This is a genomic window from Marinobacter sp. bablab_jr008 (assembly GCF_016464145.1).
Lineage (GTDB): Bacteria > Pseudomonadota > Gammaproteobacteria > Pseudomonadales > Oleiphilaceae > Marinobacter > Marinobacter nauticus.
This window is the reverse complement of record NZ_JACDWW010000024.1, coordinates 183,464-196,947: the sequence shown is the minus strand read 5'-3', so window position 1 is coordinate 196,947 and position 13,484 is coordinate 183,464. Positions and strand designations below refer to the sequence as shown.

Annotated in this window: 10 protein-coding genes; 6 read left to right on the top strand and 4 right to left on the bottom strand. The window is 56.3% G+C overall.

Annotated features, from left to right (window positions below; all coding sequences use genetic code 11):
• The first annotated feature begins 2 nt into the window (after positions 1-2).
• A complete protein-coding gene (gene glgP, locus JIF53_RS01720) occupies positions 3-2,555 on the top strand; it encodes an alpha-glucan family phosphorylase (protein WP_199451702.1) in 2,553 nt (850 codons plus the stop codon).
• Positions 2,556-2,558: 3 nt separating this feature from the next.
• Here glgP and JIF53_RS01715 read toward each other — a convergent pair whose 3' ends face one another.
• Positions 2,559-3,764: a 1-acyl-sn-glycerol-3-phosphate acyltransferase gene (locus tag JIF53_RS01715; protein ID WP_199451701.1), complete on the bottom strand. Its 1,206-nt coding sequence runs from the start codon at positions 3,762-3,764 to the stop codon at positions 2,559-2,561.
• A gap of 167 nt (positions 3,765-3,931) precedes the next feature.
• Between JIF53_RS01715 and recQ the strand changes: the two genes are divergently transcribed.
• Complete coding sequence (recQ, locus tag JIF53_RS01710; RefSeq protein WP_199451700.1) at positions 3,932-5,809, top strand: DNA helicase RecQ; 1,878 nt, start codon at positions 3,932-3,934, stop codon at positions 5,807-5,809.
• Here recQ and JIF53_RS01705 read toward each other — a convergent pair.
• Positions 5,793-6,347, bottom strand: a complete 555-nt coding sequence (locus JIF53_RS01705) for a PaaI family thioesterase (protein WP_199451699.1) — start codon at positions 6,345-6,347, stop codon at positions 5,793-5,795. The two genes, recQ and JIF53_RS01705, sit on opposite strands and share 17 nt — an antisense overlap.
• Before the next feature lie 198 nt (positions 6,348-6,545).
• On the opposite strand from JIF53_RS01705, the gene JIF53_RS01700 reads away from it, so the two are divergent.
• Positions 6,546-7,487 (top strand): transporter substrate-binding domain-containing protein, encoded by a 942-nt coding sequence (locus tag JIF53_RS01700; RefSeq protein ID WP_199451698.1) that lies wholly within the window; start codon positions 6,546-6,548, stop codon positions 7,485-7,487.
• Between the two features lie 24 nt (positions 7,488-7,511).
• Here the strand turns inward: JIF53_RS01700 and JIF53_RS01695 are convergent, their stop codons facing one another.
• On the bottom strand, positions 7,512-9,398 hold the full coding sequence (locus tag JIF53_RS01695) for a methyl-accepting chemotaxis protein (RefSeq protein ID WP_014421464.1): 1,887 nt from the start codon (positions 9,396-9,398) through the stop codon (positions 7,512-7,514).
• Positions 9,399-9,554: 156 nt separating this feature from the next.
• On the opposite strand from JIF53_RS01695, the gene JIF53_RS01690 reads away from it, so the two are divergent.
• The 3 genes from JIF53_RS01690 to JIF53_RS01680 all read left to right on the top strand — a co-directional run bounded on the left by JIF53_RS01690 (position 9,555) and on the right by JIF53_RS01680 (position 12,313).
• On the top strand, positions 9,555-11,075 hold the full coding sequence (locus tag JIF53_RS01690; RefSeq protein ID WP_199451697.1) for a bifunctional GNAT family N-acetyltransferase/carbon-nitrogen hydrolase family protein: 1,521 nt from the start codon (positions 9,555-9,557) through the stop codon (positions 11,073-11,075).
• Between the two features lie 160 nt (positions 11,076-11,235).
• Positions 11,236-11,634, top strand: coding sequence for a hypothetical protein (locus JIF53_RS01685; protein ID WP_199451696.1), 399 nt, complete (start codon positions 11,236-11,238; stop codon positions 11,632-11,634).
• A gap of 46 nt (positions 11,635-11,680) precedes the next feature.
• Positions 11,681-12,313 (top strand): helix-hairpin-helix domain-containing protein, encoded by a 633-nt coding sequence (locus JIF53_RS01680; RefSeq protein WP_199451695.1) that lies wholly within the window; start codon positions 11,681-11,683, stop codon positions 12,311-12,313.
• A gap of 52 nt (positions 12,314-12,365) precedes the next feature.
• Here the strand turns inward: JIF53_RS01680 and senB are convergent, their stop codons facing one another.
• The gene (gene senB / locus JIF53_RS01675; RefSeq protein WP_153740057.1) at positions 12,366-13,331 is read right to left on the bottom strand and encodes a selenoneine biosynthesis selenosugar synthase SenB; all 966 of its coding nucleotides are present in this window, start codon (positions 13,329-13,331) and stop codon (positions 12,366-12,368) included.
• Between the last annotated feature and the right edge of the window lie 153 nt (positions 13,332-13,484).

Genomic DNA, 13,484 nt, shown 5'->3' with positions numbered 1-13,484 from the left:
CCATGCACACCGCAACTGAATTCCGGCTGGAAGCCCGCCCCAGACTACCAGAAGCACTGGAGCGACTTGATGCGCTGGCCAATGACCTTTTCTACAGCTGGGATCATGGCGTGCGCAGTCTGTTCGCGCGGATTGATCTCCGTCTCTGGCAAAAAGTGGAGCACAACCCGAAACTGTTCCTGCGACGGGTGGCCCAGGCCCGGCTCGATCAGGCATCGGAAGACCGCGCCTTTCTCGCCGAATACCGTCGAGTATTATCCGCTTACGACGCTTATCTTGAATCCGAACCCGGCACCGAAGTGCTGGAGGCACTGAACCCTGAAGATAGCCTTGTGGCCTACTTTTGCGCCGAGTTCGGGTTTCACGAGAGTTTCCCGATCTACTCCGGGGGCCTTGGCATACTGGCTGGTGACCATTGCAAGGCGGCCAGTGACCTGGGGTTACCCTTTGTCGCCGTCGGGCTACTGTATCAGCAGGGCTATTTCATTCAGACCATTGATGCCCAGGGGCACCAGATTGCCCGTTATCAGTGCCACTCCAGCGATGAGCTGCCAATCACGCCGGTAGAGGTAGATGACAAGGCACTGACCGTCTCTGTGCCCTTCCCGGGGCGCGAAGTGCATGCACGGGTCTGGCTGGCCAGGGTCGGGCATATTTCCCTGTACCTGCTGGACACCAACACCGCGGAAAACACAGATGAAGACCGGGAACTTACCTTACAGCTTTATGGCGGCGACTCCGCTACCCGCATCAGCCAGGAAATGCTGCTGGGCATTGGAGGCACCCGGGTTCTGACCGCACTGGGTGTTCAGCCTACGGTGTGGCATATCAACGAGGGCCACGCAGCCTTCCAGATACTGGAACGGTGCCGTATGGCCATGGCCGAAGGGCTGTCTTTTGGTGCCGCCCTCGAGTCGGTAGCCGGATGCACCTTGTTTACCACCCATACTCCGGTGCCGGCGGGCCACGATATCTTCCCCCGGGACCTGGTGGAGCACTTCCTGTCGCCTTTCCTGGACCACTCCGGGCTGGAATTCGATGCGGTTTTCGGGCTGGGCAGCAAAAACGGTGATCAAAGCTTCAACATGACGAGTCTGGGCCTTCGGGGCTCCCGGTTTCATAACGGCGTAAGCCGGATTCACGGCGGTGTAGCCGCTCGGATGGAAGGCGATATCTGGCCTCAGATACCGGCGGCCGAGAACCCTCTTGGCTACATTACCAATGGTGTCCATGTACCAACGTTCCTGGCGCCGGAATGGGCAAGTCTGTTCGATATCCAGGCACCGACCTGGAAAAGTGAACTGAGAAACCCGACATTCTGGCAGTTCATCGACAAGATCCCGGACTACCATTACTGGAGCGTTCACAAGGCCCTGAAACAGCAGATGGCCGAGTTCATCGTGCGGCGCCTGAAACGCCAGCACAAGCGCAATGGCACGGGCCATTCAGTCACTGAGCGGATGGCCCGCAAGCTGGTATCGCCGGAAAATGACGCACTGGTGGTCGGCTTCGCCCGCCGCTTTGCTACCTACAAGCGAGCTACGCTGATTTTCTCCGATCTGGCCCGCCTGGAACGGCTACTCACCAATCCTGAGCAGCCGGTTGTACTGGTATTTGCTGGCAAGGCCCATCCCCAGGACAAACCCGGGCAACAACTGATCAAGGTCATACACGACCTCTCCATGCAGCCCAACCTGATGGGGCACATTATCCTGTTGGAGGATTATGATCAGGCCATGGCGCGCCGGTTATTGAGCGGTGTTGATGTCTGGCTCAACACGCCGGAATACCCCAAGGAAGCCAGCGGCACCTCTGGCGAAAAAGCGGCCGTTAATGGTGCCCTGAATCTGAGCGTGCTGGACGGCTGGTGGGGTGAAGGCTATGACGAAACCAATGGCTGGGCGATTACGCCGCGGGACATCGAACTGGATGTGGAGTTTCGCAACCGCGAGGAAGCCCGGGACCTGTTGGACCTGTTGGAGCAGGAAGTCATTCCGCTCTATTACAACCGAGCCTCCCAGGGCTACTCGCAGGGCTGGGTAACGCGCTCGAAAGCGTCCATGAAAACCATTACGCCCCGGTTCAACGCCCAGCGCATGGTGATGGACTATGTTCGCAACTATTATCAGCCAGCCACCCGGCAGGGCGCGCGGTTGAGAGACAACAATGCCGCACTGGCGCAGGAGCTGGCAGAGTGGAAAGCCCGGGTGCAAGAGGCCTGGAGCGGCGTGTCCATCCATGTGGACGGCTGCGTGTCAGATCGCTGTCACTGGGATGAATCCGTGGAGCTGAAAGTGTCGGTGGCTCTGAATGGTCTGGCGCCCGATGATGTACGGGTGGAATGCCTGGTTGAGCCTGAATGCACCGGCACTCACACTGGCCCCGGGCCAGACGCATTTGTGCTGGAAGCCAGCGGAGAGAAAGACGGTAAAACCCTGTTCAAAACCCGGGTCCAGCCTCCCTACCCGGGGTTACAAACGCTGCGATTGCGCATCTATCCGCACCACACGGCGTTATCCCACCCGCTGGAGATGGGGGCCATGCTCTGGGCATGACACTTAGTCGGTAGTCGGGTTCAGCGGTTGCTCGTGGTTATTCGCGGCCAGTGCGTTGACCACCGGGTTGGCATACATATCCAGCAAATAAGGGCGGATCGCCGGGTCACAGGCCTCCAGCCGGCGCTCCATTTCTGCCGTGGCAGCGTCCATATCGGCCGGAGACCAGGTCTCGGCGGTTACCACGCTCTCACTCACACTGCCCGGAGTCTCATGGGCATCCGGGTGAACTCCCCGCATCTGGTACGCCACCAGATTGGAGGCGTGCAGGTGGTAATTGGCGTGCATTTCATGGTCAATGCGTGCGGCCAGTGCTTTCGGGTTGTCCGGTGAATCGGCAATCGGGGCCCCGAAATGGACATGAACGTGGCCTTTAAAGCCCGTCAGCCCTTTAACGATCTGGTCTGTGTCTTCGCCTTCCGTCTTCTGATAGGCGCCGGTCCGGCCCCGCACTTCCAGTTCTTTGGCCTTGTCGGCATCGCAGGGGTCGTATTCGTAGGCAATGGATACCGGCACGATGTGAAGACGGTTCATGGCTTCATCGAACGCCAGCCCGGATTTTTTCCGGCTCATGTAGAACATCTTGATGATCGCCGGGTCGGTAGCGTCAATGCCGTCTTTCGCGCGGCCTTCGCGCTGAGCAATCCAGATGCTGTGATTGGTATCAATGCTGTGATTGATGAAGCCGGAAAGCGTGAGGTAGGCATCACGCATTTCCCTTGGGCTGGTCATGTTACGGCGCACCACAAAACTCTTGTTCAGCCGCATCATTTCCGCAAACACCCGATTGGAGAGCAGGTTGTCGCCAATGGCAATCCGGGTTGTGTGGAAGCCGTTCTGGAACAGCAGGTAGTTGACCACCATCGGGTCAAAAACAATGTCCCGGTGATTGGAAATAAATAGATGGGCGCTGTTCTTGCTGAGATTTTCCAGGCCACTGTGGGTGACGCGGGTGGTGGTATTTTCCACCAGTTCTCCGACGTATTTCGAAACCCCGGCCTGCATATCATCTACCCGGGTGTAATGCCCGAAATGGCCGACCAGCCAGCGGCGAACAAACATCCTCAGAACGCCCGGCGCCCATTTTGCAACGGTTGGCGACTTGAACCGCCCAACCATATCCAGGAATTCCCGGTCGTTAACCAACCTCTGGATGGTTGGCGCGGTTTCTTCATCCGAATAGGGACGGATTGCGTCAAATTCCTGCATGCAAGCCCTGTTGTTGTTCGCAGCGTTGATCACAGTGTACGAAAGGGGCGCTATTGTATCCTTTCTCTTGCCGGTTTGCCTCCACCCGAATGGCCAGTTGACCAAACATCCGGAAGGATCTGGTAGAATCGCGCTGCTTAATCACTCCGCCACGGGCCGACCACTGAATGTACATGGACCAGGACTTCGACCAACTCGCCACTGAACCACCCACCGCTGCGGGCCGAAATCCGGAGCAGGTTCTGCACGAGGTCTTTGGTTACGAGAGTTTTCGGCCCCTGCAGGGGGATATTGTCCGGGAAGTGGTCAACGGCGGTGATGCCCTTGTATTGATGCCCACCGGGGGCGGTAAATCCCTGTGTTACCAGGTGCCCGCTCTGGTCCGGCCCGGCACCGCCATTGTAATCTCACCGCTGATCGCGCTTATGCAGGATCAGGTGGCGGCGCTACGCGAGCTTGGAGTGAGAGCGGCGTTCCTGAATTCCACCATGGATTTCGAACAGGCCCGTGCCACCGAATACGCCCTGGCGACCGGCGAGCTGGACCTGCTCTATTGCGCGCCGGAACGGCTGATTCAGCCGCGAACCATTGAGCTGCTGCATAACGCCTCCCTGTCGTTGTTTGCCATAGACGAGGCTCACTGCGTCTCCCAGTGGGGGCACGATTTCCGGTCCGACTACCTTCAACTGAGCATGCTGGCCCAGGAATTTCCCGGCATCCCCCGTATCGCACTGACAGCGACCGCTGATGAGCGCACGCGAAAAGAGATTGCTGAACGGCTGTCGCTGACAAAGGCCCGGCATTTCATCAGTGGCTTTGATCGCCCGAACATTCAGTATCGGATTACACCAAAGACCAACGCAAACAAACAGTTGTTGGATTTTATTAAAGCAGAGCATGAAGGTGATTGCGGTATTGTCTATTGCTTGTCCCGAAACAAGGTCGATGCCACCGCCCGATTACTGAGCAGCAAGGGCTATACCGCACTGCCCTACCATGCCGGGCTGAGCGCCGAAGACCGCGCCCGCAATCAGGAGCGCTTTCTCAGGGAAGACGGCGTTATTGTGGTGGCAACCATTGCCTTTGGCATGGGCATCGATAAACCTGATGTGCGTTTTGTCGCCCATATGGACCTCCCCAAAAGCCTGGAAGCCTATTACCAGGAAACGGGCCGGGCGGGCCGGGATGGCAAGCCGTCCACCGCGTGGATGGTGTATGGCCTGCAGGATGTCATCAAACTCCGGCAGATGCTGGAGGCCTCTCAGGGTAACGATCAGTTCAAGCGGGTTGAGCGACAGAAACTGGATGCCATGCTTGGGCTGTGCGAAGTGACCCAGTGCCGGCGACAAGTGTTGTTGCATTATTTCGGAGACAATCTGGAGACTCCCTGCGGAAACTGCGATACCTGCCTGAACCCTCCGGAAACCTGGGATGGCACGGTGGCGGTGCAGAAGGCCCTCTCCTGCGTGTACCGCACCGGCCAGCGTTTTGGCGTTAACTACGTCATTGATGTACTTCGCGGGTCAGAGAATGAACGAATCCTGCAATCCGGCCACCAGGCGATCACCACCTATGGCATCGGTCAGGAACTGTCAGCGAACGAATGGAAGTCGGTATTCCGGCAACTGGTGGCGAACGGCTACCTGCGGGCAGACCCTGAGGGCTATGGCGCGCTTCAGCTAACCGAGCGCTGCCGCCCCCTGCTCAAGGGCGCACAGGCGATTGAACTCCGGAAAGACCCGGTTGCCCGCAACACCGCTGGTGGTAAGTCATCAACGAGCCGCCGGAGCGGCCAGAACGTGCGGGACCAGATTACCGACCACGCCGGGTGGGATGCGTTGCGGGCCTGCCGCAAAGAGCTGGCGGACAAGCAGGGCGTGCCGCCCTACGTGATCTTCCACGACACAACCCTGTTCGACATGCTTGAACGCCGCCCTTCCACCCTGGAGGAGCTGGCCGAGGTCAGCGGCGTGGGCGCCGCCAAGCTGGAAAAGTATGGCGATGTTTTCCTGCAGGCGCTACGCTCTATCAATCCTGAGGCTTGAACCCCTTCTTGCGCACCCGGTAATGGGCGATGGAGGTGGCAACGTGGTTGCCTTCTTCATCTCTCAGAATGCCTTCCAGAGTAAATTTAGCCCTACCGGTGGCGTCTGCATCGGCAAGGATGGCAGCCACCGCCTCAAGTGGTAGTTCAAATTCCACGGTCACATCTGAATTGGCCGGCTGCAGAAACTCCAGTGTCATTTCCTTCAGAATTGGCGTATAGGCAGGGCCAAGGTCGAAGAGGGTCAACACCCCACCGGGAATCTCCGCCACCAGGAAATAGGCGCCAGCATACAGGCTACCAAAGTGGTTTTTATTGCCCTTGAGGCGCACGCGGGCTTTGACGTAGCCCGGGCGAAGCTCCTCAACGCTGAAGTGATTACGTGGCGCGAACGGTATCGCCATACCAATAATGCGGTTAACCGCGGCATAACTGCCGGTCTTCTTGAGCCATTCCAGCGGTTGCAGCAGCGTCGCCTTGGGGTCACTGGAGCTTACCCATTGGCCGGCGGTGCCAATCAGAGAATCAATAAGAGCCATAAAGCCATATCCTGAAGTACAGAAAAGGCGATCTTTACAGTCAGATACGGCTACTTCAAGAATCTTTTACAGTTTTTTTGAAACCTGTACGTTTCGAATAATGCTTTCTGATCTAAGCTGTAGCCAATGTCTGTAACGTTACCGTTGCTTGCAGCCGGATAACAGGGAAAGGGCACGCAGTTGTACACATTCAATAAAATGATAACGCGCCTCTGGCCAGTTCTGGCGCTTGCGGCGTGCATTCACGTTCTGGCGCTTGCGGCGTGCATTCACGTTCAGCCAACGGCTGCGTCCGAATCCGAATCCAAATCGGCTCCCACACGAGACTACATACTCTGGTATCGCAACTACGATAACCCGGCGATTCGCAATCTGGTTGAACTCGCATTGCGCAAAACCTCGGAGTACGGTGAGTTCCAGATTATCCGCAGTGAAGAAATAAGCCAGGGGCGCGCCCTTCGGGAACTGGCTAACCCTCAGAGCCGGATTCTGGATATTGCGAACGTGGCGACATCAGAAGAGCGGGAAACATTTCTGAACGCCATTCCGGTACCTGTGGACGGCGGACTGCTCGGATTCAGGGTATGCCTGGTGTTGCCGGAACAGCTCAGTCTGTTTGAGGGGGTATCCAGCCTGGACGACCTGCGCCAGCGAGATATCCGTATTGGCCAGGGCGCACACTGGCCAGACACCCCGATTCTCGAAGCTAACGGCATTACCGTGATCACCCACACCCGCTATGAAATACTCTTTGGTATGCTTCGCAATAAACGCTTCGACTGTTACGCCCGCGGTGTGAGCGAAGTGCTGTTCGACCTCGAACATAACAAAGCCGACGACCTGGTAATCGAGCCAAACATCCTGCTGGCCTACGCCATGCCATCCTACCTTTTTGTGGCCCCGGACGATCACGAAACCGCGCAACGCCTGCAACTGGGTCTGGAGCGAGCGATCCTGGACGGCAGCTTCGCGGTGTATCTGAAAAACTGGTTTGGCAGAGCGGTATCATCACTGGGCCTTGAACGGCGCACAGTAATCACGTTGGAGAATCCGTATCTTAGTGAAGAATCCAGATATGTCGGGCGTCGAACCCTGGAAAACCTGGAGCGCCGCGTTGAGCTACTGAGTGTCGGAGACTAGCGGGCCATCCCTGGCCGCCACGAATTACACCCGGAAACGGGTTACCTTGTCATTCAGCACACTGCCGATAGTCTCGATGTGGCCACTGTAAACATCGTTCTCGCTGGCCGCCTTGGCCGCTTCCTGGCCCTGGTCAGCAATGCGGGTGATGGACGCATTCAACTCTTCGGTCACCGATGTCTGCTCCTCGGAGGCCGTGGCGATCTGTGAGGTCATCTGACTGATGGCGGTAATCGCCTCCACAATCCGGTTCAGAGACTCCATCGCATCCTGCGCTTTTTCCATACTCACGTTGGATACCGCCGTAGAGGCTTTCATAACGTCTACCGCATCGTTGGCGCCTTTCTGCAGCCGCTCGATCATGTTGTTGATTTCTTCGGTGGAAGACTGGGTACGCTGAGCGAGATTCCGAACCTCATCGGCCACCACCGCAAATCCGCGTCCCGCATCCCCTGCCCGCGCCGCTTCAATGGCCGCGTTCAGTGCCAGCAGATTGGTTTGTTCCGCAATGCCCTGAATGACTTCAAGTACAGTCGTAATCGACGAAACATCCTTACCAAGGGTGTCGATAACCTCGGCGGCGGCGTTTATCTCACCCACCAGCTTCTGCACCGCATCCCGCGAGGCGGTGACGGTCTCCAGGGAACCCCGGCTTTCCTGGTCTGCATTCTCTGCGGCTTCCGCAGTTTGCTGGGCATTCTGGGCAATCTCACCCGCCGCCGCGGACATTTCGTTAATTGCCGTCGCGATCATATCGATCTCATGCTGCTGGTTTTCAACACTGGAGCGACTGTCGCTGGACGTCTGTCGGAGCGACTTTACGTTCTCCTCCAGTTCGTCGCTGCCCTCTTTTACTTCTTTTACAACCTGCTGGATGTTCTCAACAAAGCTATTGAAGCTGCGCGCCAACTGCCCAAACTCATCAGACGCAGAGTCATCAAGACGCTTGGTAAGATCCGCATCTCCGGAAGCGATGCGAGACATGGCGCCATTAAGCCTGCGAACCGGCGCAAGAAGGAAGCTAATCGCAAAGTAGAGCAAGACAAGCGCAACAATCAGCCCTACCCCGGCGATGATCAGGCCCATAGTCCGAGCCTCGACGATGGGAGCACTGATCAGGTTTTCATTCACGAACGTAGCTAGGTACCAGTCCACGGCCCGGGCTTCGCTGATGGGGTGAAAGCTGACACTCCACTCGGCACCCTCGCTCTCAAATCCCTGCAGAGAACCGTCCAGAACCGGCTGCTGACCGATCATGCCGCTGATGTTCTTGCCAACAATCTCGCTGTTGGGGTGAAACAGGACCGTGCCGGAATTGTTAATTAACGCCGCATAGCCCGTCTCTGCCAGGGTAATGGTCGATAGCATCTGATCGATTGTGTTGAGACTGATATCCATACCGGCCACGCCAACATAATTGCCCCGCTTGATTGGCGCCATGGCGGAAATAATGGTCTCGTCCGAGGTTGCGTCCAGGTACGGATCGGTAAACGACGCCTGCCCCAAACGCTGGGCTTTCTGGTACCAGGGGCGTACCCGGGGGTCATAATCGGGTGGAAGCGTGGCCTCTACTTCGGCACTTCGCATCAGCATGCGGCCATCTTCGGTGCCGGCGTACACGTCCTTGATGTTGCCACCTTCGGTCATGGCTTCCATAAGAACGCGGGCGTTATCGTCGTTGCGAGTCCGTTCCAGCGCCTTCGCCGTCGCTTCCGCCATATCCAGGCGCGTATTGAGCCAATCGGCAATACTCGACGTACTCTGGGCCACTGCATCGCTCATCAGCGCGCTAACGTAGCGATCAGTCGTTGAGCGGAGCCGAATATCGTTGGAAATTGTCAGGGCGCCCATAATCAACACGATCAGGGAGCCAATTGCGATCAGCAATTTCTGGGCGAATGATAGGTTCAAGCTGACGGCCTCCAATCAGGGTCAAAAACAAATTGCATTTATCATTTAGTGTAGTCGAAACATACTCACTAACGGCAGATCCTGCGAAGTCTTGAACACTCTTTGCTAGAATGCTGAGATCACAGCACATTCGCCAGACACGACAGGGAGAACCCTATGGCCCATGAAGAGCTCCACCTGAATCTGCGTAACCTGACCCTTGATGACTACGGCCAGTTGCAAGAGTTGATGGATCGGGTTTACGACGACATTGGTGGCGCGTGGCCAAAAGACACCATCAAGGCGCTGGTAGAACAGTTCCCGGATGGCCAGATCTGTATCGAAGACAACGGCCAGTTGGTGGCGGTGGCGCTCACGGTATGCGTGAAATACGAAAGATTCAGCAACCCTCACGCCTACGACGACCTGATTCTGCGTAACGAAAAAATCTGGCACAACCCCAACGGCGATTCGCTTTACGGCCTGGATGTGTTTATAGACCCCGAATACCGGGGCTATCGACTGGGGCGTCGCTTGTATGAAGCACGAAAAGAGCTCTGTCGTTCCATGAACCTGCGGGCCATCCTCGCCGGCGGGCGGATTCCAAGCTACTTCAAGTACGCTGAGCAATACACTCCGGAAGAATACATTCAGCGCGTTGATCGCAAGGAAATCTACGACCCGATCCTGACGTTCCAGCTTTCCAACGATTTCCAGGTTACCCGGCTGATGCACAAATACCTGCCGGAGGACCAGAAATCCCTCGGATATGCGACGTTGCTGGAATGGAGAAACATTCTCTATACGCCCCCCTCATCGGTACTCAACGTCAAAAAAACCCAGGTGCGCATGGGGGCGGTGCAGTGGCAGATGCGGGAATTCACCTCGGTGGAGGAAGTGCTTAAGCAGGTTGAGTACTTCGTGGACGCACTGTCGGATTATAAAAGCGACTTTGCCCTGTTCCCGGAATTTTTCAACGCGCCGCTGATGGGGCTGACCGACCAGATGGATCAGACCCGTGCCATTCGGTTCCTCGCCGGCTTTACCGAACAGTTCCGCAACGAAATGTCGGAAATGGCCGTCAGTTACAACATCAACATTATCACCGGCTCCATGCCGCTGATTGAAGATGACCGGGTCTACAACGTCTCATACCTGTGCCACCGTGACGGTCGTGTAGACGAGCAGCGCAAGGTCCACATTACCCCTCACGAACGTCGCGACTGGGTTATTGAGGGTGGTGATAAATTTCAGGTATTCGATACCGATGCCGGTCGTGTCGCCATCATGATCTGCTACGACATTGAGTTTCCGGAACTGGGCCGTATCGCCGCCAGTCAGGATGTGGACATTATCTGTGTCCCCTTCTGGACCGATACCAAGAACGGCTATTTGCGCGTGCGCCATTGTGCCCAGGCCCGGGCCATAGAAAACGAGTGCTACGTGGTGATTACCGGCAGCGTGGGCAACCTGCCGAAAGTGGAAAACCTGGATGTTCAGTACGCCCAGTCTTCGGTATTCTCGCCGTCGGATTTCGCATTTCCACATGATGCAGTGATGGCAGAAACTACACCGAACACCGAAATGATCATGTTTTCAGACATGGATCTGGAAAAGCTCAAACTGGTCAGAAACGAAGGTTCTGTCACCAATCTGAAAGATCGACGTGTTGACCTTTACGAGCTGAAAACCCGGTAATGGGCAGATTTGGCCCCGCACAGGGGGCCAAATCCTGATTATTTCCATGAACGGGCTGCGGTAGATAGCTGACGGCATTGCCAAAAGTTTCTGGCCCGTCTATTGTTTAATTAATGTTCAGTATATATCTGGCCGACCTCAATAGCAGAGCAAGCGTTCCATGAACGAAGAACTACCGGACCTGGTCGCGCGTTTCCGAATCCGACACGGCATTTTTCGCAAGGAAACCGTGGAAGCGCGACTTTATGAACTCGACAGTTACGGCTGCGTGATGAAAACGGACAAGCTGTTTGAACCCGGGGATACCGTGGTTGTCGACCTTGTTATGGATATGCCGTTTGAAGAAATCCGTGCCGAAGGCCTGACCGGCCTGGTTACCGAAAAGAGAAAACACTGTAGCAACTTCTTCTACTCACTTGATTTTGTTGAGCTAAACGCTCGAGACGAATCGCCGCTCTCTGACAAACTGCGGCGCATAAGAGAAGTTGTTCTCAAGAAACAGAGCCTGAAATCCCGGCGTGGGTCGAGCCCCGCTTCCGGTATGCGACAAATGGCCTGATGCCCGTTCACTTCACCCGCACTTCCCTTCCGTAAGGAGACACTCCATGGCAAAGAAAGCCAAGCCAAGCGTTGATAAGATCGTCAAGAAAGTAAACAAAGAGTTCGAGAAAACATCCGCCCAGATCGAAGGGCTGATTAACGACGCACTGAAGCAGTTCGACAACCTGCAGAACCAGGTTCAGGAGCCAGTACGCAAGCTCCTGAAAGACATGGATGAGCTGCGTGATCGTGAAATGAAGCGCTTTAACGACGAATTTGAACGCCGCATGAACGAGTTCCATGAACTGCAGTCGGCGTTGCTGGAGCGCCTGGGTATCGCGTCCAAGGAAAGTGGCAAGTCCGCTTCCAAGCCCAGCGCGTCAACCAAGAAGGCCAGTGGCACCAAAAAAGCAGCTCCGGCGAAGAAAACCACCGCTGCCAAGCCCGCCGCGAAGAAAGCGAGCACCGCCAAGCCCAAAACCGCAGCTCCGAAGAAAGCGGCCAAGCCGGTAGACAAGTCTGATCTTACTCGTGTGAAGGGCATTGGCCCGGCAACCGCGAAGAAAATGAAAGAGGCTGGTATTACCTCCATTGAGCAGATTGCCAATCCCAGTGATGCTGACAAGCAGAAACTGGAGGCATTCAAGAGCCTGAAAGGGTTCAGTGAACTGTCTGCCGAAGCGAAAAAGGTGCTCTGAAACCTATCTCGATAGCTAAGCAGCCAAGTAAGAATAAGGGTAGGCCTGGCGCCTACCCTTTTTTACATCTGGCCAGAGCCTGTTCCAGGCTTTCCAGTTCGCGCTCCGGGGTAAACGTAGACGCAAGAGCGGTTACCTTCGCCCGCAATTCCGCAAGAAATTCCACGTCAGTTTCCGCACGCAACATCAGCCTCGCCAGAGCCTCATCGTCTTTGACCGGGAAATAGCCAGGATAGTCATCGCCCAGCAAACCACGGTTGCCGGGAATGTCCGACGCCAGAATTGGCAAACCCGCCCGGCAGGCTTCCGACACCACATTCGCCCCGCCCTCCATAACTGAACTGATCACCATAAGATTGCTTACGGCCATCAGGTGTTCCAGTTTTGGCTTGTCCAGCTCACCCAGATAATGAAACCGAGGGTTGGACCGGCTCTCTTCCAGTGCCTTTTCTCGCCAGGCCTCATTGTGGGCCTTGCCGGCGCAGGAAACCACGACGCGGGAATCCTCCGGCAGGTGGTAGCAGGCCCAGGCTGCACGCAAAGAATCCTTTTCATCACGCAGATGGCCAATCACGCAAACGTGGAATTGGTCCCGCTCTGCCCGGGCACTGCCAGCGACTGACGGTTTGGGCGCGGATTGGCGCAGGCACAGCAATTTGTCGTGGTAGCGTTCGGGAATATCCTCCGCCACCAGGTCATGCAGGCCAATCAACAAATCGGCGGCGTCCATGGAGGCCCGAGTGATGTCTGGAAACTCGTGCTGAAAGCGGTAAATATCGGTGCCAGTCAACACCACAATCAAGGGTTTCTCCGGCCACGCCTGCCGGTACTGCTTAACGGCTTCAGCGCTTCGCCAGGCGTGCAGGGCTATCAGGCAGTCTGGTTCCTGGCCCTCGTATTGCGTGACCACTTCCACCTGATGACCTGCCGATTCCAGAAGATTTTGCCAGCGCAGCGCGGTGGCCCGATTGCCCGCTTTCGAGTCCGGGCCGGCCGGAGTTACTATGGTCAGTCGCATGACACCCACTTGTTATGATTTTGAAAAATTCTGCATGTGGCATTGCGCCAGGTAAAGCCTTCCCTCGTATACCGGTTCAGACTTGATAGAAATCACGGTATCCTGACTGGGTTTTCAAGTACATGGCAACGTTTTTCACCAAACCCCACCTCG